This window comes from Thermopolyspora sp. NPDC052614, assembly GCF_040678635.1.
Classification (GTDB): domain Bacteria; phylum Actinomycetota; class Actinomycetes; order Streptosporangiales; family Streptosporangiaceae; genus Thermopolyspora.
The window spans coordinates 629,233-653,838 of sequence record NZ_JBFATZ010000002.1 but is presented as its reverse complement, the minus strand read 5'-3'; the positions used below and the strand labels follow the sequence as shown (position 1 = coordinate 653,838).

At 71.1% G+C, this 24,606-nt stretch carries 19 protein-coding genes; 4 read left to right on the top strand and 15 right to left on the bottom strand.

Annotation, left to right across the window (positions count from 1 at the left end; translation table 11 throughout):
- Window positions 1-197: 197 nt before the first annotated feature.
- Both AB0K60_RS06415 and AB0K60_RS06410 read left to right on the top strand, forming a co-directional pair.
- A complete protein-coding gene (locus tag AB0K60_RS06415) occupies window positions 198-2,930 on the top strand; it encodes a PEP/pyruvate-binding domain-containing protein (RefSeq protein ID WP_364049229.1) in 2,733 nt (910 codons plus the stop codon).
- 218 nt (window positions 2,931-3,148) lie between these two features.
- Complete coding sequence (locus AB0K60_RS06410) at window positions 3,149-4,141, top strand: DNA polymerase ligase N-terminal domain-containing protein (RefSeq protein ID WP_364049227.1); 993 nt, start codon at window positions 3,149-3,151, stop codon at window positions 4,139-4,141.
- A gap of 28 nt (window positions 4,142-4,169) precedes the next feature.
- Here AB0K60_RS06410 and AB0K60_RS06405 read toward each other — a convergent pair whose 3' ends face one another.
- The 5 genes from AB0K60_RS06405 to AB0K60_RS06385 all read right to left on the bottom strand — a co-directional run bounded on the left by AB0K60_RS06405 (window position 4,170) and on the right by AB0K60_RS06385 (window position 10,528).
- A complete protein-coding gene (locus AB0K60_RS06405; RefSeq protein ID WP_364049225.1) occupies window positions 4,170-5,033 on the bottom strand; it encodes an SDR family oxidoreductase in 864 nt (287 codons plus the stop codon).
- 47 nt (window positions 5,034-5,080) lie between these two features.
- Window positions 5,081-6,574 (bottom strand): alpha-N-arabinofuranosidase, encoded by a 1,494-nt coding sequence (locus AB0K60_RS06400; RefSeq protein WP_364049223.1) that lies wholly within the window; start codon window positions 6,572-6,574, stop codon window positions 5,081-5,083.
- Between the two features lie 216 nt (window positions 6,575-6,790).
- Window positions 6,791-9,046, bottom strand: coding sequence for a family 43 glycosylhydrolase (locus tag AB0K60_RS06395; RefSeq protein WP_364049221.1), 2,256 nt, complete (start codon window positions 9,044-9,046; stop codon window positions 6,791-6,793).
- A 4-nt stretch (window positions 9,047-9,050) separates the two neighbouring features.
- On the bottom strand, window positions 9,051-9,890 hold the full coding sequence (locus AB0K60_RS06390) for a carbohydrate ABC transporter permease (RefSeq protein WP_364049219.1): 840 nt from the start codon (window positions 9,888-9,890) through the stop codon (window positions 9,051-9,053).
- The gene (locus AB0K60_RS06385; RefSeq protein ID WP_364049217.1) at window positions 9,887-10,528 is read right to left on the bottom strand and encodes a sugar ABC transporter permease; all 642 of its coding nucleotides are present in this window, start codon (window positions 10,526-10,528) and stop codon (window positions 9,887-9,889) included. The genes AB0K60_RS06390 and AB0K60_RS06385 overlap by 4 nt, the downstream gene beginning before the upstream one ends.
- Before the next feature lie 532 nt (window positions 10,529-11,060).
- Here AB0K60_RS06385 and AB0K60_RS06380 point away from each other — a divergent pair.
- Window positions 11,061-12,071 (top strand): LacI family DNA-binding transcriptional regulator, encoded by a 1,011-nt coding sequence (locus tag AB0K60_RS06380; RefSeq protein ID WP_364049215.1) that lies wholly within the window; start codon window positions 11,061-11,063, stop codon window positions 12,069-12,071.
- A gap of 5 nt (window positions 12,072-12,076) precedes the next feature.
- Here the strand turns inward: AB0K60_RS06380 and AB0K60_RS06375 are convergent, their stop codons facing one another.
- From AB0K60_RS06375 to AB0K60_RS06340, 8 genes are all read right to left on the bottom strand, one after another.
- Window positions 12,077-13,072, bottom strand: coding sequence for an XdhC family protein (locus AB0K60_RS06375; RefSeq protein WP_364049213.1), 996 nt, complete (start codon window positions 13,070-13,072; stop codon window positions 12,077-12,079).
- A 118-nt stretch (window positions 13,073-13,190) separates the two neighbouring features.
- The gene (locus AB0K60_RS06370) at window positions 13,191-14,096 is read right to left on the bottom strand and encodes a TIGR03564 family F420-dependent LLM class oxidoreductase (RefSeq protein ID WP_364049211.1); all 906 of its coding nucleotides are present in this window, start codon (window positions 14,094-14,096) and stop codon (window positions 13,191-13,193) included.
- 90 nt (window positions 14,097-14,186) lie between these two features.
- Window positions 14,187-15,581, bottom strand: a complete 1,395-nt coding sequence (locus tag AB0K60_RS06365; RefSeq protein ID WP_364049209.1) for an FAD-dependent oxidoreductase — start codon at window positions 15,579-15,581, stop codon at window positions 14,187-14,189.
- 114 nt (window positions 15,582-15,695) lie between these two features.
- Complete coding sequence (locus tag AB0K60_RS06360; protein WP_364049207.1) at window positions 15,696-16,553, bottom strand: ABC transporter permease; 858 nt, start codon at window positions 16,551-16,553, stop codon at window positions 15,696-15,698.
- Entirely contained in the window at window positions 16,550-17,419 is an 870-nt protein-coding gene (locus AB0K60_RS06355; RefSeq protein WP_364049205.1) for an ABC transporter permease, read from the bottom strand. Before AB0K60_RS06355 ends, AB0K60_RS06360 begins: the two co-directional genes overlap by 4 nt.
- 13 nt (window positions 17,420-17,432) lie before the next feature.
- The gene (locus AB0K60_RS06350; protein ID WP_364049203.1) at window positions 17,433-18,683 is read right to left on the bottom strand and encodes a spermidine/putrescine ABC transporter substrate-binding protein; all 1,251 of its coding nucleotides are present in this window, start codon (window positions 18,681-18,683) and stop codon (window positions 17,433-17,435) included.
- A 7-nt stretch (window positions 18,684-18,690) separates the two neighbouring features.
- Window positions 18,691-19,851 carry an ABC transporter ATP-binding protein gene (locus AB0K60_RS06345; RefSeq protein ID WP_364049201.1) on the bottom strand — a complete coding sequence of 387 codons (1,161 nt, stop codon included), beginning with the start codon at window positions 19,849-19,851 and terminating at the stop codon, window positions 18,691-18,693.
- Window positions 19,852-19,974: 123 nt separating this feature from the next.
- On the bottom strand, window positions 19,975-21,408 hold the full coding sequence (locus AB0K60_RS06340) for a gamma-aminobutyraldehyde dehydrogenase (protein ID WP_364049199.1): 1,434 nt from the start codon (window positions 21,406-21,408) through the stop codon (window positions 19,975-19,977).
- Window positions 21,409-21,628: 220 nt separating this feature from the next.
- Here AB0K60_RS06340 and AB0K60_RS06335 point away from each other — a divergent pair, with 220 nt between their 5' ends.
- Window positions 21,629-22,126, top strand: a complete 498-nt coding sequence (locus AB0K60_RS06335; RefSeq protein ID WP_364049197.1) for an Lrp/AsnC family transcriptional regulator — start codon at window positions 21,629-21,631, stop codon at window positions 22,124-22,126.
- Window positions 22,127-22,152: 26 nt separating this feature from the next.
- Here AB0K60_RS06335 and AB0K60_RS06330 read toward each other — a convergent pair whose 3' ends face one another.
- Complete coding sequence (locus AB0K60_RS06330) at window positions 22,153-22,776, bottom strand: cyclase family protein (protein WP_364049195.1); 624 nt, start codon at window positions 22,774-22,776, stop codon at window positions 22,153-22,155.
- 133 nt (window positions 22,777-22,909) lie between these two features.
- Window positions 22,910-24,304, bottom strand: coding sequence for a M1 family metallopeptidase (locus AB0K60_RS06325; protein WP_364049193.1), 1,395 nt, complete (start codon window positions 24,302-24,304; stop codon window positions 22,910-22,912).
- Between the last annotated feature and the right edge of the window lie 302 nt (window positions 24,305-24,606).

Here is a 24,606-nt window from a genome sequence, read left to right as displayed (position 1 = left end):
GCGCCGGGAAGCGCTTTCATGGCAGGTCACGCGCCGCATGACGGCGCCGCCCGTGAGACGTATGGCACATTAATTCATCAACTGTTGATATTCGTGTAAGACTGCGTTTTGATGGCATGAATCACAAGGTGAACCCTCCGAGAGGCGCGGCCATGCTCACCGCCGATTCCAGAACGCCGTCACGCACACCCCTGGTCGTGACGTTCGACGACATCACCGCCGACATGCTCCCCCTGGTCGGCGGCAAGGCCCTCAACCTGGGCGTGATGACCAGGGCGGGATTGCCGGTGCCACCGGGCGCCTGCCTGACCACCGAGGCCTACCGGCGGGTGGCGGGGCGGGCGAGACTGGAGGAGGTGCTCGACCGTCTCGCCGGTACGCCCGCCGACGACGTCGCGGCCCTGGCCGGGCTCGCGGCGCGGGCCCGTGAGCTGGTGGCGTCCGCGCCGGTGCCCGACGACATCGCCGACGTCGTGCGCCGCCTCGCCGACGGGCCGGTGGCGGTGCGCTCGTCGGCGACCGCCGAGGACCTGCCGCACGCCAGCTTCGCCGGGCAGCAGGACACCGTCCTCAACGTCGTCGGGCCGGACGCGGTGCTGGAGGCGGTACGCCGCTGCTGGGCGTCGCTGTGGACCGACCGCGCCGTCGCGTACCGGGCCGCCAACCGCATCGACCACCGGGCGGTACGGCTCGCCGTCGTCATTCAGCGCATGGTCGACGCGGAGGTGGCCGGGGTGATGTTCACCGCCGATCCGGTGACGGGGACGCGCCGCCAGACGGTGATCGACGCCGCGCCGGGGCTGGGCGAGTCCGTCGTGTCCGGGTCGGTGGACCCCGACCGGTTCGTGGTCGCGCCGGACGGGCGGATCACGGAGCGGCGGCCGGGCGGCGGAGGCGTGGCCGTACGGGCGGTGGCGGGCGGCGGCACCGAACACATCGCACGGCACAGTGCACCGCGCATCGCAGGGCACGTCGAAGGGCACATCGAAGGGCACATCGAAGGGCACACCGAAGGGCACACGGCACCCGACGGGGAGGTGTGCCTCACCGACGACCAGGTGCTGCGGCTCGCCGAGCTGGGCGCGCGGGTCGAGGAGCACTACGGCGCGCCGCAGGACACCGAGTGGGCCATCGACGCCGACGGCCGGCTGTGGCTCACCCAGGCCCGGCCGATCACCACGCTCTACCCGCAGCCGGAGAGCGAGCTGGCCCGCCGCGACCCCGGCGGGCTGCGGGTCTACTTCTGCTTCAGCCTCGCCCAGGGGCTGCACCGGCCGATCACCCCGATGGGTGTGGCGGCGACCCGCCTGATCGCCACCTCGATGGCGGAGTTCGTCGGGCTGCGGCTCGCGGACCGCACGGCGGGTCCGCCGATCATCGCCGAGGCGGGGCAGCGGCTCTTCTTCGACCTGACGCTCGTGGTCCGCAGCCGGATGGGCCGGATCATCGCGCCGGTGGTGCTCGACCTCATGGAGAAGCGGTCGGCGGTCGTGCTGCGCAGGCTGTTCGACGATCCGCGCCTGAGCGTGACGCTCCCCCGGCGCGGGCCGGTGGTCCGCGGGATGCTGCGCGTCGCCGTACGCAACCACATCCCGCCGCGGCTGATCCACTCCCTGATCGAGCCCGCCTCGGCGTACCGGCAGGCCGACCGCATGCGGGCCTGGCTGTCCCGGCGTTCCGCGCTCCCTGGGGGCGCGACCGCCGCCGAGCGTCTCGACCACGTCGAGGACCTGCTGACCCACGTCATGGGCGCGATGGTGCCGGTGCTCTTCCCCGGCGCGGCCGCCGGCGGCCTGGCGCTGGCCCTGGCCACGCGGCTGCTGCGCGGGCACGTACGGCCGGGCGAGATCACCAGCGTGCTGCGCGGCCTGCCGCACAACGTGACCACCGAGATGGACCTGGCCCTGTGGGAGGCCGCGACCTGCGTGCGCGCCGACGAGGAGTCCGCCCGGCTGGTCGCCGAGACGCCGCCGGAGGAGCTGGCCCGGCGCCGCGGCTCGCTGCCCGCCGTGCTGGAACGGGAGCTCGACGGGTTCCTCTCCGCGTACGGTCACCGGGCGGTGGCCGAGATCGACCTGGGCATGCCGCGCTGGTCCGACGACCCCACGCAGGTGCTCGGCGTCATCGCCAACTACCTGCGCCTGGACGACCCCGCGCTCGCCCCCGACGCGGTGTTCCTGCGGGGCGCCAAAGAGGCCGAGGCCATGATCGAGGAGCTGGCCCGCCGGGTGGGCGGCGCGCGGGGCCGGGTGGTGCGCTGGGCGCTGCGGCGGGCGCGGCTGCTCGTCGGGCTGCGGGAGATGCCCAAGAACATCATCATCCTCGCCTTCGCCGCGGCCCGGCAGCAGCTCCAGGCGGTCGGCGCGGAACTCGCCGCGCACGGCCGCATCGAGCGGGCCGACGACGTCTTCTTCCTCACCTTCGCCGAGGCCCGCGCCGCCGTGCGCGACGGCGCCGACCGGCGGGCGCTCGTGGCGGAACGCCGCGCCTCCTACGAGCGGGAGCTGTACCGCAGGCACGTCCCCCGCCTGCTGTTGTCGGACGGCACCGAGCCCGAGGCGGTCGCCACCGCCCCCGCCGGCGGGGCCATCACCGGCACCCCGGCCTCGGCGGGCACGGTCACCGGACCGGCCCGCGTGGTCCTCGACCCGGTCGGCGCCCACCTGGAGCCGGGCGAGATCCTCGTGGCCCCGTCCACCGACCCCGGCTGGACGCCGCTGTTCCTCACCGCCGGCGGGCTGATCATGGAGATGGGCGGCTCGAACTCGCACGGGGCCGTCGTCGCCCGCGAGTACGGCATCCCGGCCGTGGTCGGCGTGCCCGAGGCCACCCAGCGCATCGCCACCGGGCAGATCATCACCGTCGACGGCACCTCCGGCGCGATCACTATCGCCGACGTAGAGGCCGATGGGGAGGCCGAGGAGAAGTAGGCTGCGCACGAGCACGGCCACGCCGCCGGGTCGCGCGGGTCGTCATAGGAGCAGTGCCATGACCGGCCGCCTCGGGTCGTCGTACGCCCGCTCGGCCGAGGTGCCGTCGGCGCCTTTGCCACAGCGGGGCCGGGCGTGCAGGTTTGATCTCCGTTGCCTGCTCGTCCGGGTCGTCGGTGATCCCGCTCGCCGACCCGTCCTTTGGGTAGTCGAGCGTTATGGCCGGTGACAAGCTAGACCCCTACCGTGGCAAACGCGACCGGAAGCGTACGCCGGAACCCATCCCCGAGAACGCGCCCCTTCCCCAAGGGAACGACGACACCTTCGTCATCCAGGAGCATCACGCGCGGCGGCTGCACTGGGATCTGCGGCTGGAGCGCGACGGGGTGCTGGTGTCGTGGGCGGTGCCCAAAGGGCTGCCGCGCGACCCGAGTACCAACCATCTGGCGGTGCACACCGAGGATCATCCGCTGGAGTACGCCGCGTTCGAAGGGGAGATCCCCAAAGGCGAGTACGGCGGCGGGCGGGTGCTGATCTGGGATCGCGGCACGTACGAGACGGAGAAGTGGACCGAGCGCGAGGTGAAGGTCGTGCTGCACGGTTCGCAGGTGTCCGGGCGGTATGTGCTGTTCCAGACCGACGGCAAGAACTGGATGGTCCACCGCATGGACCCGCCGCTCGATCCCGCCGAGGAGCCGCTCCCCCGCGTCCTGCTGCCCATGCTCGCCTCCCGGCGCTCCCGCCTGCCGTCCGCCGCGGACGGGTACACGTTCGAGTTCGCGTGGGGCGGCGAGCGCACGCTGGCGTACGTGGAGGGCGGACGGGTGCGGTTCACCGACGCCACCGGCGCGGACGTGACGGGCGACCACCCGCGTGCCCGCGCGCTCGGGGCCCAACTCGGCGCCCGCCCGGCCCTGCTCGACGGGGAGATGACGGACCTGGAGGGCACGCCCACCTACGTGATCTTCGACGTCCTCCACCTGGACGGCCGCCCTCTCCTCGCCGAGCCCCACCACCGCCGCCGGGCCGTTCTCGACCGGCTCGGCCTGTCCGGCGCGCACTGGCAGAACGCCCCGAGCTTCCCCGGCGAGGGGGCGGCGGTACGGCGGGTGGCCCGCGATCGCGGCCTTCCCGGCGTCATCGCCAAGAGGCGCGACTCCCCCTACGTGCCGGGCACCACCTCCGACGCCTGGCTGCTGATCCCCACGTGACGCTGCCCGACCAGGAGGCACCAGGAGATCAGCCGGGCAGCGTCTCGCCGCCGATGGGGGCGAGGATCTCGCCGGTGTAGTACGAGGAGAGGCGTTCGGCGGCGAAGAACACGTACGAGGGGGCGATCTCGTCCGGCTGGGCGGGGCGGCCCATGGGGGTCTGCTCGCCGAACTTGCCGACCTTGTCCTCGTCGAACGTGGCGGGGATCAGCGGCGTCCACACCGGGCCGGGGGCGACGGCGTTGACGCGGATCCGGCGGTCCATCAGGGTCTGCGCCAGCGAGTACGTCAAGGCGTTGATCGCGCCCTTGGTGGCGGCGTAGTCGATCAGCGACTTGTTGCCGCGCAAACCGTTGATCGAGGAGGTGTTGACGATGGCGGCCCCGTCCGGAAGGTGGCGGAGCGCGGCCTTGGTCACCCGGAAGTAGCTGTGGATGTTGACGTCGAAGGTGTGCTGCCACTGCTCGTCGGAGAGCTCCTCCAGGGACTGCACCGGCTGCTGGTAGGCCACGTTGTTGACGAGGACGTCGAGGCCGCCGAGCTCCTTGACGGCGGTCTCGACGGCCTCGACGCAGTGGTCGGCGTCGGCGAGGTCGCCCGCGATCGTGACGCACCGGCGTCCCTCGGCCTCGACCAGGCCCTTGGTGTGCTCGGCGTCCTCGTGCTCGTCGAGGTAGGCGATGGCGACGTCGGCGCCCTCCTTGGCGAAGGCCGCGGCCACCGCGCGGCCGATGCCGGAGTCGCCGCCCGTGATCAGCGCGCGTTTGCCCGCCAGCAGGCCGCTGCCGGTGTAGTGGCGCATCTCGTCGGTGGGCTCGGGGGTCATCTCCCCCGTCCGCCCGGGGTACGGCTGGCTCTGCTCCGGAGGCGTGGATTCCCGCTGTTGCGACATGCCGCCCGCCTACCCGCGTCGTCGCGCGAGTAACGGCCGGGCGCCGTTCAGCAGGTGAGCCGGATCAGGCTCCAGGAGGCGGCCGGGAGCCGGGCGTGCAGGGTTCCGCCGTCCACCCGCAGGTCGGCGAGCGGGCGGGGGACGACGCGCGCGGGGGCGTCGCGCTCGTTGACGCGGTGCGGGTCGTCCTCGGCGATGGCGAGGGCGAAGTCGAGCGCGGGGCGGCCCAGGGCGCGCAGGTCGGCGGCGAGGTCGAGCGGCTCGCCGGGGTCGCGGTTGACGGCGAGGAGCGTGACGCCGTCGTCGTCGCGGGTGGCGACCGCGGAGAGCCGCGGCACCTCGCCGTACCGGTCGGTGTCGAGCGGCGGGGACGTCGGCTCGACCCGGAGCACGGTGCCGCGGGCGTGCCGGGAGGTGAGCGCGAACGGGTGGAAGATGGTCTGCCGCCACGCCGGGCCGCCGGGCTCGGTGCGGATCGGCGCGATGATGTTGGCGAGCTGCGCCTGACAGGCCACGGTCACCCGGTCGGCGTGCCGGAGCAGGGTGATCAGGAAGTCGCCGACCACGACCGCCTCGGCCGCGGTGAAGGTGTCCTCGATGAGCCGCGGCGCCTCCTCGTACGGCGAGCCGGCCCGGTCGGTGAAGTCCGCCTGGTTCCACACGTTCCACTCGTCGAACGACAGATTGATCTTCCTGCGCCGCCGGAGCTTCGCGGCCACGTGGTCGGCCGTGGACACCACCGCCTCGATGAAGCGGTCCATGTCGACGGCGCTGGCCAGGAACCCGGCCAGGTCCCCCTTCTCCTCGTAGTAGGCGTGCAGCGAGATGTAGTCGACCGCGTCGTAGGCGTGCTCGAGCACGGTCGCCTCCCAGGCGCCGAACGTCGGCATCCCGCTGTTGGAGCTCCCGCACAGCACGAGTTCCACGTCCGGGTCCACCAGCCGCATCGCCTTGGCGGTCTCGTTGGCGAGCCTGCCGTACTCGTCGGCGGTCTTGTGCCCGACCTGCCACGGCCCGTCCAGCTCGTTGCCCAGGCACCACAGCCGGATCCCGTACGGCTCGGCCGCCCCGTGCTTGATGCGCAGATCCGACCAGTACGTGCCGCCGGGATGGTTGGCGTACTCCAGCAGGTCGCACGCCTCCTGGATGCCCCGGGTGCCGAGGTTGACGGCCATCATCGGCTCCACTCCGGCGACGCGGGTCCAGGTGATGAACTCATGCAGCCCGAACCGGTTCGTCTCGATCTGCCGCCAGGCGAGATCGAGCCGGGTGGGCCGGTCGGCGACGGGCCCGACGCCGTCCTCCCAGCGGTATCCGGAGACGAAGTTGCCTCCCGGATAGCGCACCACCTCGACGCCGAGCTCCCTGGTCAGCTCCAGCACGTCGGTGCGGAAGCCGTGCTCGTCGGCGGCGGGGTGGCCCGGCTCGAAGATGCCCGTGTAGACGCAACGGCCCATGTGCTCGACGAACGAACCGAACAGCCTGCGGTTCACCGGCGCGATGGTGAACGCCGGGTCCAGGGTGATTCGGGCGGTGGTCACGTGGCGGTCTCCTGTTCCTCGACGGTGTCGGCGTGCGCGGGCGGCGTGCCCGCGACGTGCGCGTTCGTGATCCTCGTGGGCCGTGGTTTCGGGGGCCTTGGTTTTCGGGGGCCTTGGTTTTCGGGGGCCTTGGTCTTGTGGGTGGTCGTCGGCTTCCGCGGCCCGGGGCGTACGCCGCGATCCCCATGGCCGTGGTCTTCGGCCGCCGAAGGGCCGTCACCGGGGGTGCGCCAGTCGGTGGACGCGGAAATAGTCGAACTCGGCCGCCACGGCGGGCTGGGCTCCCCCGTGGGCGACCAGGCCGATCCGCGGCGTCGTGTCCGGAGGGAAGGTCCACACGCCGCCCCAGGTCCAGTTCCGCCCGTCGCGGCTGGAGGCCGCCCGGAACTCGTGCTCCCCGGTGGCCGGATCGACGCGATGGGCCAGCCGCAGCCAGGTCGTCGCCGCCGGGGTGCCCACGATGGTGCCGCCGTAGGACAGCCGGTCGGCGAAACGCAGTTCCCGGCCGTACTCCACCTGGCGGGTGTTCCAGATCGCCACCTGGGACAACCGGGCGAAGTCATCATCATCGACATAAGCGACAAGACCGGCCTGCTGGTAGTTGCGCACCTCATCCTCGCCCAGGGCGAGCGTCACCTTGGTCTCCACCAGGTAGTCCCCGGACGGGGCGTCCCGCAGCAGCACGCTCGCCCGGTTCGCGTCGCCCACCAGCTCGGCCCCCTGTACCGGCCAGCGCAGCCCCCCGTCGGCGACGGTGGCTGCCGTGTCCTCGCGCACCCAGCCCCAGCCCGGCCGCAGCGGCCCGCCGCACTCCTCGGCGAACACCAACCGGCCCGGCTCGGGCACGGGGACGGCCCCGGTGATCGGCCGATACAGCCGGGCCGCGCTCACGTTGTCGGCCTCGACCTCGCCGCCCACGCCGAGCACCCCCGTCGCGCCGCCGAGGGCGCGGGGCGCGGTGAGCCGCACGCTCGCCAGTTCGTCGCCGAGCCGTGCCTGGCTCAACCGGGCGACCAGGGTACGGCCGCGCACCTCGGCCGCGAGGTTGTGCCAGGTCCGGGCGTCGAACCCGGACGGCAGCGCGGCCTCGGCACGCGTCCCCGCCGCCTCGGCGATCAGGCGGTTCCCGGCGATCCGGACCGTCGCCTGGTCGGCGACGCGCAGCCCGGCGGCGCCGTGGCCGCCGGACGGTATCCGCAGGTCCGCCTCGACCCGGCGCTCGTCCGGCACGCTCCCCTTGGCGATCAGCTCGCCCCGGCCGCGCAGGCGCCCGTCCGTCACGCGCCAGCCGGCGGGGTTCCGCCAGGCGTCGCGCAGGTCGCGGTCGTCGAAGCCGTCCTGGACGGGGGCCCGGGTCACCGGCGCGGGCTCGGGCCCGTCGGAGGCCCAGGCGCCGGCCCGCACCGTGGGCCAGCCGTCGATCCAGTCCAGCCGGTCGATCAGCATCGGCCGCTCGTTGATCCCGTACGGCTCGCTGAGGAACGGGTCCGCCCGGTCGATCGCGTGATAGACCAGCCAGTCCTGCCCGGACAGGTCGGTGAGCAGCCCGTTGTGCCCGGTGCCGATCCACCGGTTGCCGTTGGGGGCGACGACCGGCGTCCCGCCCGCCCGCGACACGTCCAGCCGCAGCCCGTCCCTGTCCAGGAACGGCCCCTTGGGGCTGGTGGCACGGCCGACGAAGACGGCGTACCCGGTCGTGGGACCGGCGCAGCAGTTGGCCGAGGAGGCGAACAGGTAGTAGTAACCGTCCCGGCGGACGACGTGGCCGCCCTCGAACTTGTTGTCGATGGCGACCATGACGGGCTCGCCGACCGCGCGCAGGCCGTCCGGCGACAGCTCGGTCACCCACACCCCGCCGAAGTAGCTGCCGAAGTACAGATATTTCCGCCCGTCGACGTCGGTGAACTGGGCCGGGTCGATCGTCCACCAGTAGGAGTCGCCGCGCGGCCGGGGCGGCACCACGAGCTCGGGCGCGGGCGTCCACGGCCCCGCCGGGCTCGGCGCGGTGGCCGCGCCGATGCCGAAGTCGGAGCCTTGCGCCGAGACGGTGGTGTCGGTGACGGCGAAGTACATGACGTACCGGCCGTCGAGGTAGCGCACGTCCGGCGCCCAGAACATGCTGCCGGGCGCGGCGTAGGGCGGAAGTCCGTCGCCGCTGAAGGCGTCCCCGACGTGGGTCCATCGCGTCAGGTCGGCGGATTTGGCGATGGGGATGCGGTGGGACTCCGTCGAGCCCTCTCGCAGCGGGTCAGAGGTGCCGTAGGCGTACCAGAAGCCGTCGCGCCCGCGGATGATCACGGGGTCGGCGAAGGTGTCGGCGAAGCCCGCCGACACCGGGTTGGTGTAACGGCCCGCCCCGCCGGATGTACTGGATATATCGGGCGCGGACGCGCCGCGGGGCGCGGCGTGGGCCGTGAGGGCGGGGGTGGCGAGCAGGCATGCGGCGAGCGTCGTGAGCAGGGCACGCTTCACGTGATCATCCCTTCAGGCCGGTGCGGGAGACGCCCTCGATGACGTAGCGCTGGGTGGCCGCGTACAGCAGCAGCACGGGAACGGAGGCGATCACCGCGCCCGCCATGACCACCGGGTAGTGGATGGTGTAGGCCCCCTGCAGGATCGACAGGCCCGGCGGCAGCGTGAAGTACTCCGGGCTGAAGATCACGTAGATGGGCCAGATGAAGTCGTTCCAGTTGGCCAGGAAGGTGATGACCGCGAGCGTGGCCAGGGCGGGGCGCGACAGCGGCAGCACGATCCGGGTGAAGATGTGGAAGTGGTTGGCCCCGTCGAGCAGGGCCGCCTCGTCCAGCTCGTGCGGCAGCCCGAGGAAGAACTGCCGCAGGAAGAACACCCCGAAGGCGCTCGCCGCGCCCGGCACGATCAGCGCCCACAGGCTGTCCAGCCAGCCCAGGCCGTCCACGATGAGGAAGTTCGGGATCAGCAGCGTGAAGCTCGGGATGAGCAGCGTGCCCACGATCACCGCGAACATCGCCCGCTTCCCCCGGAACTCGAGCCGGGCCAGCGCGTACGCCGCCGCCGACGCCGTGACCAGCACCAGCACGGTCTGCCCGGTCGCCGCGAGCACGCTGTTGAGCAGCCAGCGCAGCACCGGCGTCTGCGAGTTCCCGGCGAACACGGTCTGGTACGCCTCGACGGTGGGCCGCTCCGGCAGCAGCGTCGGCGGGAAGGCCGTCGCCTCGGACTGGGTCTTGAACGAGGTGAGGAACATCCACAGCAGCGGCGCGAGGAACACCAGGGTCAGCGCGAGCAGCAGGGTGTACCACGCGAACACCCGCGCCCGGGGCCGCCGGCCGTTCATCGCGCCTCCCGGGTGCGGAAGAGCCGGAAGTTGACCACGCTCAGGATGATCAAGACGAAGGTGAACACATAGCTCATCGCCGCCGCGCTGCCCATCCGGTAGTCCTTGAGCCCCTCCTCCGCGATGTACATGATCACCGTCCGGGTCTCGACGCCCGGCGCGCCATCGGTGAGCAGATACGCCTGGCCGAACATGTTCGCCGAGGCGAGCAGGGTGTTGATGACCACGAACAGCAGCACCGGCCGCAGCCCCGGCAGCGTCACGTGCCGCAACTGCGCCCACCGGCCGCCGCCGTCCACGCGCGCCGCCTCGTACAGCTCGCGCGGGATGTCCTGCAGCCCGGCGAGGTAGATGACGGCGTTGAAGCCGAGCGTCCACCACACCGTGATCCCGACCAGGGAGATCCACGCCCACGGCAGGTCGGTCACCCACGGGATCGAGTCGGGCAGGCCGAGCGCCCCGAGCAGGTAGTTCACCAGCCCGTTGGCAGGGTCGAGCAGGATGCGCCACAGCACGCACACCACCGCGACGCCCAGCACGTACGGCGCGAAGTACACCGCGCGGAAGAACGTGCGCCCGGGGAACCGCCCGTTGAGCAGCAGCGCGACGCCGAACGGCACCACGACCAGCAGCGGCACGCTGAGCAGCGGAAGATCCCGGTCGCCCGCATCGACGCCCAGAAGAACTCGAAGACCGTGGAGGTGGAGTCGAACAGGTTGGCGTAGTTGTCCAGGCCGACGAACGGCTTGCCCGGAAGCAGGTAGTCGTAGTCGTGCAGGCTGATCCACAGCCCGTAGACCGCCGGGGCCCCGACGAACGCGGTGAACAGCACCAGGTTGGGGGGCGAGGAACAGGTACGGCGTGAGCCGCCCGGCCCGCCGCGCCGCCGCCGAGCCGCCGGAGGCCCGGCCGCCCCTCCTCGCGACCGCCGCCGCCCCCGTCGTGCACGAGGGCACCGCCCGCACCCAGTCCGAGACCGAGAAGCCCACGCCGATCGATCAGCGGTCCGGCCATGGTCAATCACTCCTCCCAGTGGCGTCGCCGTCTTTGTACATCGTTGGTACCAACGTTGTAAACGGGGTATGGCCGGTCCGTTACATCGTTGTAAAGCCCGGCCGCGGCAGGCGGTAGAGTGCCGGTGACCAGGCGAAGCGAGGGAGGCGGCAGCGGATGCGACCCCGGTTGAAGGACGTCGCCGAGCGGGCGGGCGTCTCCATCAAGACCGTGTCCAACGTCGTCAACGGCTATCCGCACGTCAGCGCCGACACCCGGGCCCGGGTCGAGGCGGCGATCCAACAACTGCAGTACCGGCCCAACCTGTCGGCCCGCAGCCTGCGCCAGGGCCGCTCGGGCGTGATCGCGCTGGCCGTGCCCGACCTGGCCATCCCCTACTTCGCCGAACTGGCCAAAGGCGTGATCGCCGCCGCCGACCGGCGCGGCTGGACGGTGCTGATCGACCAGACCGAGGGCGACCGCGCCAAGGAGCGCCTGGTGGTCTCCGGCATCCGCGCCCAGCTCATCGACGGCCTGCTGTTCAGCCCGCTCGCCCTCACCGCCGCCGACCTGGTCGGCCGCTCCGACCGCACGCCGATGGTCCTGCTCGGCGAACGCACCGGCCGCGACCGCGCCCCGTACGACCACGTCGCCATCGACAACGTCGCCGCCGCCAAGGAGGCCACGGCGCACCTGATCGAACTGGGCCGCCGCCGCATCGCCGCCATCGGCGCCCAGCGCACCGCCTCAGGCGCCACCGCCCGCCTGCGCCTGCGCGGCTACCGCCAGGCCCTGTCCGCCGCCGGCCTCCCCGAGCACGCCGTCGCGCACGTCGCCGACTTCGACCGCGCCGACGGCGCCGCCGCGATGGCGTCCCTCCTCGCCGCCCCCGAACCCCCGGACGCCGTCTTCTGCTTCAACGACACCCTCGCCCTCGGCGCCCTGCGCACCCTGCTCTCCCGCGGCCTGCGCGTCCCCGAGGACGTCGCCCTCGTCGGCTTCGACGACATCGAGGACGGCCGCTACTCCACCCCCACCCTCTCCACCGTCTCCCCCGACAAGTCCCAGATCGCCGAGGTCGCCGCCGACCTGCTCGCCGCCCGCCTGTCCGGCCGCCCCGCCGGACCTCCGCAGGAGATCCGCGCGGGCCACCGCTTCGTCCCCCGCGAAAGCACGCTGGGCCGCTGACCAGGTCAGGCGTTGATCGCGCCGGTGGTGTCGCGGAGGGGTACGGCCTGGCGGCCGGAGAGCACGCCGAGGATCTCGGCGCAGACGGCCAGGGCCGTCTCCTCGGGGTTGCGGGCGCCGAGGTCGAGGCCGACCGGGCCGCGGATGGTGGCGATCGCCTCGTCGGACACGCCGTCGGCGCGTAGCCGTTCGGCGCGGGACGCCTGGGTGTGGCGGGCGCCGAGGGCGCCGACGTACGGGATGCCGGCCGCGAGGGCCGCCGACAGGGCGGGGGTGTCGATGGCCGGGTCGTGGCTCAGGACGATGAGGCAGGTGTTGGCGGCGTAGCGTTCGGTGGCCTCGGAGGCGGTCTCCACGGACTCGGCCTCCCAGTTGAGCAGGGCCGCCTGGCGGGTGAGCGCGGCGGCCAGGTCGCCGCCGCCGACAACGACCAGGTACGGGGCGGCGCCGCCGGTTTCGAGCAGGTAGTTCGCGCCGGCGATTTCGACGATCTCCCGGGAGCCGCGGTTTTTCGCCAGGCGTCGGCGGGCGAGGTTCAGGGCGTCGGCGGGGATGTCGGCGTCCTTCGCGCCCGGGTGGGCCGCTCCGTCCGGGGTGATGGCCGTGCTCGGGCCGAGGTCCGGGGCGAGCGGGGTGACGAGGGCGGCGCCCTGGGGGCGTTCGATCGCCTCCCACCAGGCGGCGGGCAGGTCGACGATCGGCTGGAGCAGCAGGCGGGCCCGGCCGCCGCAGGCGAGGCCCGCGCGCACCGCCTCGGAGTTCGACAGTTCGATGTCGAGCAGCCTGGGGGTTCCCTCGGCGATGACCTCGCGGGCGGTGGCGGAGATCGCCTCGTCGGCGGCGCCGCCGTACAGGCCGCCGGCCCGCTCGCCCTTGGCGCTGATCGCGAGGGCGGCGTCGGCGCGGCGCGTCCCTATGCCGCTCTCCTCGATCGGGCGCACGACCGCGCCGGTCACCTCGTCGTCACGCCAACGTCGTACGGTGTGAACAATCTCACGCATTGGCCCATTATCCGTGCCTGGGGCGCGGGCGCGGCAGGGGGACCGGGTCACGGCCGGGGCGTGCCCGCGCCTCAGGGCTGTTGCGGATTGGAGCGCTCCTCGCGGGCTACATGGCGGGCTACATGAAGGACTTGAGCAGCGCGCGGGTGCGGGGCCGGTCGTCGCCGGTGGCGAACTCCAGGGCGGCGAAGTCGGTGACGCCGGCCTTCGCCAGTTCGTCGAGCTTGGCGGTGACGGTGGCCTCGTCGCCGATGATCGCGACGTCGCCGGGGGTCTTCGCGCCCTCGCGGTCGAGCACCGCGCGGTAGGAGGGCAGCTTGCCGTAGCGTTCGAAGACCACGTCGACGCGGGCGCGGACGGCGGCGGGGTCGTCGGTGACGCAGACCGGGAGCTCGCACACGATCCGGGGGGCGGGGCGTCCGGCGGCCTCGGCGGCGGCGGTGATCGTGGGCGCGATGTGCTCGGCGACGGTCTTGGGGCCGGTCATCCACAGCACGGTGCCGTCGGCGCGTTCGCCGGCGATTTTGAGCATGCGTGGGGCAAGTGCGGCGAGCAGGACGGGGAAACCGGTTCCCGGGGTTGTCAGGGACAGGTTGGCGGCGACGGTCTCGCCGTTGAAGTGCACGGGCTCGCCGCGGGTCAACGGGAGCAGCACCGACAGGTACTCGTCCATCTGGCGGCCGGGGCGGTCGAAGCGGTAGCCGTACATGCCCTCGACGGTGACCTTGTGGGAGACTCCGATGCCGAGCACCAGACGGCCGCCGAGCGCGGCGTTGACGGTGAGCGCCTGCTGGGCGAGGGCGGCCGGGTGGCGGGGGTAGATGGGCACCACGGAGGTGCCGAACTCGATTCTGGGCACTCCCCTGGCCGCCGCGGCGAGCGCGGTCAGCGCGTCGATGTCGAGAATGTGCGGCAGCCAGACCGAGGTGAAGCCGTCTTGCTCCGCCTGGACGATCTGTTCGCGCAGGGTGTCGATCACATTGGGATCCGATTGCGAGTCACCGAGAAACAGGCCGATGCGCATCGTCTTTCCCCCTCCAACTAAACGACTGTCCCCCAATGATCGCACACCCGAGTTACATATCCGATTATGTATCCGGGTTACGGAGGGGTGTTACGAGTCGAAGCCGAGGCCCATGCGGTCGAGCAGCCGCAGCCAGAGGTTACGGCGGCCCTGGTGGGCGTCGGCGCGGGCCAGCGACCAGCGGGTGAGCTGGATCACCGCCGACCTGGCCGGTTCGGGCGGGAACGGCAGCGGCTTCTCGCGGACCATGCGCAGCCGGGTGCGCTCGGTGTCCTGCCCGGTGAGCAGGTCGAGAACCACGTTCGCGCCGAAACGTGTGGCGCCCACGCCGAGGCCGGTGTATCCGGCGGCGTAGGCGAGGCGCGAGCCGTACGCGGTGCCGAAGAAGGCGCTGAAGCGGGCGCAGGTGTCGATCAGGCCGCCCCAGCGGTGGGTGAAGCGGACGCCGTCGAGTTGCGGGAAGGTCGCGGAGAAGTTCGCGGCGAGCCGTTCGAAGGTGGCGTCGCGCTGGTCGTAGGCGCGGCGGACGCGTCCGCCGTTGTAGTAGACGGCGTCGTAGCCGCCCCACAGGACGCGGTTGTCGTCGGTGAGCCGGTAGTAGTGGAACCGGTTGCCGGAGTCGCCCACGCCCTGCCGGTTGCGCCAGCCGATCTCGGCCAGCCGGTCGGGCGGCAGTGGCTCGGTCATCAGGGCGTAGTCGTACACCGGGACGAGGAAGTGCCGCAGCCGTCGCAGCAGCGGCGGGAACGCGCCGGTGCCGAGCGCCACCCGGGCGGCGTCCACGCGGCCGGCGGGGGTGTGCAACCGCAGCACCGGGCCGGGGTCCTGCAGGCGTGTCACCGGGGTGTGCTCGTACACGCGCACGCCGAGTGACAGGCAGGCGGCGCGCAGACCCCAGGCCAGGCGGGCCGGGTCCACCAGGGCGCAGCCGGTGCGGTCCCAGACGCCGCCGAGGTAGGTGGGCGAGTTCACCTCGGCGCGGACCCGGTCGCGGTCGAGCACCTCCAATTCGACGCCGAGGCCGCGGGCGGCGGCGACCGTGGCGGCCAGCCCGTCGAGCTGCCACGGCTCGGCGGCGACCGACAGCTCGCCGGTGCGCTCGTAGGAGCAGTCGATGCCGTACCGCAGCAGGGTGGCCTCGATCTCGTCGAGGTTGCGGCGGCCGAGCCGGTGCAGGACGGGCATCTCCTCGGGCCAGCGCTCCATGCCGTTGCCGAGGCCGTGGGTGAGGCTCGCCGAGCAGAAGCCGCCGTTGCGGCCGGACGCGGCCCAGCCGACCCTGTCCCCCTCCAGGAGGACGACGTCGAGGGACGGGTCGCGTTCCTTGGCGAGCAGGGCGGTCCACAGGCCGGTGTAGCCGCCGCCGATCACGGCCAGGTCGGCGGTGGTGTGGCCGATCAGGCGCGGGCTCGGCTCGGGCGCTTCGGGGCTGTCCAGCCAGTACGGCTTGCGCTCGGCGTCGGCCAGGGCCTTACGCGGGTCCACGGTCACCACGTTCCGGTGCGTCCGCTCCGTCGTCCCCGCGGCGACGGAGCGCGAGCTTGGTCGGCACGGTCGGTACGGTCCAGCTGGTGGGCGTGATCGGCGTGATCAGCATGGTCATCCGCGGTTCGCGCGCCGCCTGCCGCCGAGGGCGTTGGCGACGGCGAGCAGCACGCCGGCGGCGAAGATCAGCGTGCCCATGACGTTCACCTGCGGCGGGATGCCGACGCGGGTCGAGCCCCAGATCCACAGCGGGAAGGTGACGGTGTTGCCCGAGGTGAAGTTGGTGATCACGAAGTCGTCGATGGAGAGCGCGAAGGCGAGCAGCGACCCCGCCAGCACCCCAGGGAAGATCATCGGCAGGGTGATGAGGCGGAACGTCTGCCAGGTGCTCGCGCCGAGGTCGCGGGCGGCCTCCTCCAGCGAGCGGTCGAGCGTCATCACCCGGGCCCGCACGGTGACGGCGACGAACGACACCGAGAACATCACGTGCGACACGACGATCGTCCAGAAGCCGAGTTGCACGGCGAGCGTGACGAACATCGACAGCAGCGACGCGCCCATGATGATCTCCGCGCAGGAGATCGCGGCGAACATCACCAGGTTCGTCAGCCCCGACCCGCGGAACCGGTACCGGCCGAGGGCCAGCCCGAGCAGCGTGCCGAGCGCCCCGGCGATCACCATGGTGAGCAGGGCGATCAGCAGCGAGTTGACCAGCGCCTCGGTGAGGTCGTCGATGGCGAACAGCTCGGCGTACCAGCGCAGGGTGAAGCCCTGCCAGGACTGGTTGTAGCGGCCCCGGGTGTCGTTGAACCCGAACAGGATCATCACGGCGATCGGCAGGCAGAGCCAGGCGATGACGAGCCAGGTCCAGATCTGCAGCAGTCGCCCGCGGAAGAACGCGCCGCGGCGGGGGCGAGGGCTCTGCGGCGCGGGCGCCGTCTCGACGGGCGGTTTCTCGACGACCGTGCTCATCGGGCCGCCACCTCCAGGACGTCCTCGGTGCCGAGCGCGCGGGCGTAGGCGAAGATGCCGACCAGCAGCAGCGCCATCAGCGTGAACGACAGCGCCGCCGCGACGGGGTAGTCCTGGGTGACCAGGTACTGGTTCTGGATCACGTTGCCGATCATGGTGTTGCTCGCGCCGCCGAGGATCGAGGCGTTGACGTAGTCCGAGGCCGCCGGCACGAACGTCATCAGCACCCCGGCGAACACCCCCGGCAGCGACAGCGGCAGCACCACCCGCAGGAAGGTCTGCACGCGGCCGGCGTACAGGTCGGTGGCCGCCTCCAGCACCCGGGGGTCGATGCGCTCCAGCGCCACGTAGATCGGCAGCACCATGAACGGCAGGAAGTTGTACGCCAGGCCGAAGATGACGGCCGTGCTCGTGGCGAGCAGGTGGAAGTCCTCCGGCAGCAGGCCCGCGCTCTTCAGCGGGCCGAGCAGGATGCCGTTGTCGGCCAGGAAGAACTGCCAGGAGATGGTCCGCAGCACGAACGACACCAGGAAGGGCAGCAGGAGCAGGAACAGGTACATGCTCTTGCGGCTGCCGCCCCTGAAGGCGATGTAGTACGCCATCGGGAAGCCGATGACGATCGTGATCACCGTGGCGGCCAGGCCGTACACGAGGGACCGGATGATCTGATCGTGGTAGTTGGACAGCCCGTCGAGGTAGGTCTGCCAGTGCCAGGTGAGCTGGTAGCCGTCGGTGATGTTGCCGGTCTGCAGCGACAGCGACACCATCACCACCATCGGCACCACGAAGAAGATCGCGAGCCAGAGCCCGCCGGGGAAGATCAGCGCGTACGGCGTGAGCGCGGCGCGCAGCCTGCTGCCCTTCATCGCCCGTCCCTCATCAGGCCGTGGTGATCGGCTGGAAGATCTGCTCGTACTGCTTCTGCTCGGCGGCGTTCTTGAACGGCCGGTAGGTGTGCAGCCTGGCGTAGTCGGCCTCGCTGGGGAACACCAGCGGGCTCGTGGCGACGGCGTCAAGCAGCTTCTTGTCCTCGCCCTTCGCCTCGGCGGCGTGCTTTTTGATGATGTCCTGGGCGGCGGGGACCGGCGTGATGTAGTTGATGTACTCGGCGAGGGTGGCCGCGACCTCGGGGTCGTAGAAGAAGTCCATCAGCGTGATCGCGTCGACGGGGTTGGCGGCCGTCTTGGGGATCATCATGTTGTCGGTCCAGATCGTGGCCCCCTCCTCGGGGATCACGAACTTCAGGTCCGTGCCGTCGGAGACGTTTTTCTGGAAGATGTCGCCCGACCAGGCCTGGCACATCCAGATGTCGCCCTTGCCGAGCGGGTCGATGAAGTTCTGGTCGTAGTACTTGCGCACGATGCCGGAGTCGCGCTGCTCGCGCAGCTTCTCGGCGGCCTTCTCCCAGTCGGCCGGGGTCGACTTCTCCGGCTCGATGCCGAGCAGCATCATGGCGAAGTTGCCGATCTCCTGGGTGTCCGACATCATGCCGACCTTGCCCTTGTACTTGGGGTCCCAGAGCGCGGCGTAGCTGGTCGGCGGGGTGTCGATGTACTTGGGGTTGTAGGCGATGCCGGTGATGCCGGACGCCCACGGGATGCTGTACACGTTGCCCGGGTCGAACGCCTCGCGCTTGTACGCCGCGCCCGCGTTGGCGGCGAAGTTGGGCAGCTTGGAGTGGTCGAGCGGGACCAGGTAGCCGAGCTGCACGAGCTGGGTGAACTGGATGCCGTTGGTGACCACCATGAGGTCGTAGTTGATCGACTGGCCGGCCGCGAGCAACGGCTGGATCTTGGCGAACCAGCTTGAGTTGTCCTGGATGACCTCCTTGTAGGTCACCGTGATGCCGGTCTTCTCGGTGAACAGCTTGAGCTCGGGCTTCTTGGGGTCCATGTACAGCGGCCAGTTGGCGAAGTCGACGTGGCCGTTCTTGGTCTTGCCCGACCAGTACTTCTCCACGTCCGACTGCTGCGGCGGGGCGGCCTTCTTGCCCTGCACGCCGCACGCGGCGAGGGCGAGGCCGGCCGCCGACAGCCCGGCCATGCGGAACAGGTCACGACGGCCGGGGGCGAGGCGGCGGCTCGTCATGCCGCGAAGCAGGGCCGGGTCGTGAGGGGGGGTAACACTCATGGATGGTTCAGCTTCCTATCGCGTACGAGTGGTGTGGCTGCCACGACAACCACACGGAGTCCCCGCGCTCCGCCGTGCTCGTGCTGTCGTTCGCGTTCTGTTCGAAGACGGTCACCTCGGCGCCACTGTCCAGGGTCACCGCGTAACTGTTGTAGGTGCCGAGGTAGACGACCTCGGAGACGGTGCCGGGCACCGCGCTGACCTGCCCGTCGGGCTCGCCGAGCAGGATCTTGATCTTCTCGGGGCGGACCGTGATCCGCACGGTGTCGCCCTGGCGGCGCGAGGCGCCGTTCACCAGCACCCGGCCGCGTTCGCCGAGCCGTACCGTCGCCAGGTCCCCCGAGGTGGCGACGACCTCCCCCGAGATCAGGTTGGAGGTGCCGATGAAGCCGGCGACGAACGCGGACGCCGGACGCTCGTAGATCTCGCGCGGGTCGGCGAGCTGCTCGACCACGCCGTCGTTCATGACGGCGATGCGGTCGCTCATGGTGAGCGCCTCGCTCTGGTCGTGGGTGACGTAGACGAAGGTGATGCCGACGTCGCGCTGGATGCGCTTGAGTTCGATCTGCATCTGCTGGCGCAGCTTGAGGTCGAGCGCGCCGAGCGGCTCGTCGAGCAGCAGCGCGCGCGGGCGGTTGACCAGGGCGCGGGCGAGCGCCACCCGCTGCTGCTGGCCGCCGGACATCTCGCGGGGGCGGCGCTTCTCCCGGCCCTTGAGGTCGACGATCTCCAGCATCTCGCCGACGCGGCGTTTGATCTCGGCGTCGGGCACCTTCTTGCGCTTGAGCCCGAAGGCGACGTTGTCCCACACGTTCATGTGCGGGAACAGCGCGTACGACTGGAACACCATGTTCACATCGCGCTTGTTGGGCGGTACGTCGGTGACGTCCCGGCCGTGCAGGCGGACCGTGCCGCTCGACGGCTCCTCGAAGCCGGCGATCATGCGCATGGTGGTCGTCTTGCCGCAGCCGGACGGTCCGAGCAGGGAGAAGAACTCGCCTTCCGCGATGGACAGGGTGACGTCCTTGACCGCCCTGACCGTCTCGCCGTGGGAGAGATACTCCTTGGAGACCGCGTCGAGTTCTATGGCGGGAACCTCGGGCCGATCACCGGATCGGCCGGCGGCGGCCGTGCCGGCCGCCGCCTCGCCCGCCTGGATATCCGTCATCCCAGGCCACCTTTTCTTGCGGGGGTCCTCCGCACGGCTCCCGAGAATAGGAGCTCGTTTGGGAAGCTTTATCACCTCATCAAGCACTTAATACACAGATATAGGGCTTGTATTGCCGGAGCGTTACTCGCCGATGTAGTGCATCACGTGCTTGACGCGGGTGTAGTCGTGCAGGCCGAAGACCGACAGGTCCTTGCCGTACCCCGAGTGCTTGAAGCCGCCGTGCGGCATCTCGGAGATGAACGGGATGTGGGTGTTCACCCACACCACGCCGAAGTCGAGCCTGTTGGAGAAGCGCATCGCCCGGCCGTGGTCCGTGGTCCACACCGAGCCGGACAGGCCGTACTTCACGCCGTTCGCCTTCGCCAGCGCGTCGGCCTCGTCGGTGAAGGTCTGCACGGTGATCACCGGGCCGAACACCTCGGTCTGGATCATCTCGTCGTCCTGGCGCAGGCCGTCCACGACCGTCGGGGCGAAGAAGTAGCCCTTGTCGCCGACGCGCTGCCCGCCGGTGAGCACCTTGGCGTGGCCGGGGGCGCGCTCGAAGAAGCCCTCGACGCGGGCGAGCTGGGTCGCGTTGTTCAGCGGGCCGTACGCGGCGTCCTCCATCTCCAGGCCGCCGGTCTTGGTGCTCGCCGCGGCCTCGGTGAGCGCGGCGACGAACCGCTCGTGCAGGCTCTCGTGCACCAGCACGCGGCAGGCCGCCGTGCAGTCCTGGCCCGCGTTGTAGAAGCCGGCCTCCGCGACGGACGCGGCGATGCCGGCGACATCCTTGACGTCCTCGAAGATGACGACCGGGGCCTTGCCACCGAGCTCCAGGTGCACCCGCTTGAGGTCGTCGGCGGCCGACTTGGCCACCTGCATGCCCGCGCCGACCGAGCCGGTGATCGCCACCATCTGCGCCGCCGGGTTGGCCACCACCAGCGCGCCGGTGCCGCGGTCGCCGACGACCACGTTGAACACGCCGGGCGGCAGGATCTCGCCGCAGATCTCGGCGAGCTTGACGGTGGAGACCGGGGTGGTGTCGGACGGCTTGAGCACGACCGTGTTGCCCGCGGCGAGCGCCGGGGCGATCTTCCACACGGCCATCATCAGCGGATAGTTCCAGGGAGTGACCTGCCCGACGACTCCGATCGGCTCATGCCGCACGATAGAGGTGTGATCGGCCAGGAACTCCCCCGCCGTCGGCCCCTCCAGCGTGCGCGCCGCGCCCGCGAAGAAGCGGAAGTGGTCGGCGGCCACCGGCATCTCGTCGTCGGCCATGAGCCGGCGCGGCTTGCCGGTGTTGCGGCACTCGATCTCCACGAACTCGGCGGCGTGCTCCTCGATCGCGTCGGCGATCTTCAGCAGGAGCGCGGCCCGATCCGCGGGGGTGGTGACGCCCCACGATTCGAACGCGGCGGCCGCGGCGGCGTAGGCCGCGTCGACGTCCTCCTGCCCCGATACCGGCGCCTCCAGGTAGGCCTCGCCGGTCGACGGGTCGATCACTTCGGAGAACCGGCCGCTCTTGGCGTCAACAAGCTCGCCGTTGACGTAGTTCTGCAGACGGCTGGTCATCGTCGACCTCCTCGTGAGGTGGCTGAACTGTCGCGACTCTGGCAGAGAGCCCGATTCGTGACAATAGATTTCGTGGCGAACATATCAAAAACCTACGGAATCGCTTGACAGAGGCCGTTGGGCTGACACCATGTCGCACCAAGGCCGCAACCTACTCGGAACGCCTGCGTAACAGGCATCGGCTACGAGCCGGGCCGTTCGGGGGACGGAAGGGAACGCGATGACGACGCCGCCCAGGGGAGCGCGCCACCAGGACGGGGCGCGATCGGGCCCGGTGGTGCTTGACGACATCTCCAAGCAGATCATCGAGCAGTTGCAGACGGATGGGCGCAAGCCGTACGCGGCCATCGGGAAGGCGGTCGGCCTCTCCGAGGCCGCGGTGCGGCAGCGGGTGCAGCGCCTGCTGGAGGCGGGCGTGATGCAGATCGTCGCGGTGACCGACCCCCTCATGCTCGGGTTCCCCCGCCAGGCGATGATCTCCATCAAGTGCGAAGGCGACCTGGAGCGGGTGGCCGACGAGCTCGCCACCATCGCCGAGATCGACTATGTCGTCCTCACGGCCGGGTCGGTCGACATCATCGTCGAGGTGGTCTGCGAGGGCGACCAGCACCTTTTGGAGATACTTGGGAAGATTCGGGCGATTCCCAGTGTGCGCGCCACGGAGACCTTCGTCTACCTCAAGCTCCGCAAGCAGACCTACTCCTGGGGGACGCGCTGATCGCCGCCGGGGCGCGGCGCTCCCGCTCAGCCCAGGCGGGCCACTGCCCGTACGGGTGAGCCGTCGGCTCCGAACAGGCGCAGCGGCAGCAGGGAGACCTCGATGGGCACGCCCGCCGACTGCGCCTCGACGAGCGCGTCCAGGTTCGCCAGGTTCTCGGCGATCACCACGCCCGCGCCGCACAGGGCGTGGTGGGCCGGAAGCTCCTCGGCGGGCGTGGCGTCCACGCTGAGCGCGTCGATCCCCACCGTGGGCACTCCGGCGCCGGCGAGCAGGCGGGCCGCCTCGGGGCTGAGATAGGGGTGGGCGTGGTAGTCCTCGGCGCCCCAGCGGGCCGACCATCCGGTCGCCACGAGCACGATCATGCCGAGGTGGGCGACGTCCGCGAACAGGTCCGGGCCGAGGGGCGTGCGCGGCGGCCTCCCCCGGGCGTCGACGACGACGGCCGGGCCGACGAAGTGGTCGAGCGGCAGCTCGTCGAGCGTCGACAGCCGGTCGTCGACGTGGCGGGGCGCGTCAACGTGCGTGCCGGTGTGCGAGCCCAGGCGCAGACCGAGCACGTTGCAGCCGTCCTCGGGGACGGTGAGCGCCGGCCGGAGCTCCACCTCCGGATCGCCTGGGTAGACGGGCATGCCCGTGGCGATCGGCACCGACAGATCGACGTACGCGCTCGTGGCTCCTCCACGGACTCGGCCTCGCGCCCTCCCCGGGGCGGGGAGAGAGAGGGCGGATCACCATCGTAGAGGCCGCCGCGGGCGCGCCGCCGCAGGCCGCCGCCCTGGGTCAGGGCTTGCCGGAGGTGTAGAGCCAGGCGTCGAACAGGTCGTCCAGCTCCTTGCCGGACATCTTCTCGGCGAGCGCGATCAGGTCGGCCGTCGAGGCGTTGCCGCCGCGATACTTCGCCGTCCAGGCCGGGAGCAGCTTGAAGAACGTCTTGTCGCCGATCTCCTTGCGCAGCGCGTGCAGCGTCATCGCGCCGCGGATGTAGACGAGGTTGTAGTCGAACATGTGGTCCCGGCCCGGGTCGCCGACCTTGCGCTGCCAGAACCTCTTGGCGTCCTTCTTGCCGGGCATGGCGGCCCGGAAGGTCTTCTCCGCGGACGGGCCGCCGTGCTGCTCCGCCCACAGCCACTCGGCGTAGGTGGCGAAGCCCTCGTTGAGCCAGATGTCCTTCCACGACTTGGGGGTGACGATGTCGCCGAACCACTGGTGCGCCTGCTCGTGCACGATCGTGAGCTTGTCGGCCGCCTGGTCGTACACCGGGCGGGACTGGGTCTCCAGGGCGTACTCGACGTCCAGGTCGTCCACGATGCCGCCGATGGAGCCGAACGGATAGGGGCCGAAGACCTTGCTCTCCCAGGCGACCGCCTGGGCGGTCGTCTTGTGCAGCCCCTTGGCGCCGTCCGCGACCCGGGGGTCATAGGCGGTGAGGTTCCACCGGCCGCCGGACTCGCTCTCCTTGACCTTGTAGTTGCCGATGGCGACCATCGCCAGGTAGCTGGCCATCGGCTTGCGCATCCGCCAGGTGACCGTGGTCTTGCCGTTCTTGACCAGGTTGAGCTTGTCGCGCTCGCCGTTGGCGAGGGCGGTGACGCCGGTGGGGGTGGTGATGTGGAAGGTGTAGGTGGCCTTGTCGGCGGGGTGGTCGTTGACCGGATACCAGGTACGCGCGCCCGTCGGCTCGCCCAGCGCCACCGCGCCGTCCGAGGTGTTGACCCAGCCGCAGGTGCCGAGGGCCTTGGTTGTGATCGGGGTGGGCTTGCCCGCGTACTCGACCTTGACGGTGAACTTCTCGCCCTCGGGCAGACCTCGGTGAGGAGTGATGATCAGCTCTTGGCCGTCGCGGCGGTGCTCGGCCCGTTCGCCGTTCACCCACACGCCGTCGATCTTGGGACCGGAGTAGTCCAGGTCGAACCGGGACAGGTCCTGGGTGGCCCTGGCCGTGATCCGGGCGACCGCCTTGAGGCGATGCGTGGCCGGGGTGAAGTCGAGCGTGAGGTCGTAGTGCTTGACGTCATATCCGCCGTTGCCCGCCTTGGCGAAGTACGGGTCACCGAGACCCGACGCACCCGGTTTGTAGGGGGGCGCGGAGGCGTACGCGTGGGCGGGGGCGGGGATCGCCAGGGTGACCGCGACGGCGAGGCCGACGGCGACCCGTGGGGAACGTCTGGAAAGCATGCGGGCTATCGTCCTATATCCGGCCATACCGCCGCAGCCGTGACATCAAAAGCGTTGCGGCACGCTCCGTACCGTGACCGCGTTGCCTCACCGGGTCCGGCCTTCCGGGTGCCACGACGACGCGCGATACACGCCACCGGTCCGGCAGCCAGCGCTCGACCCGGCACGCGTTGGTGAAAGTTACACACGTGCGGTGACCACATCGCCCCTGAACCCGGCCTTCCAGGCACCGCGACGACACGCGACACACGGCACCGGCAGCCGGTGTCCGGACTGACGCACGTTCGCGGACATCACGCACT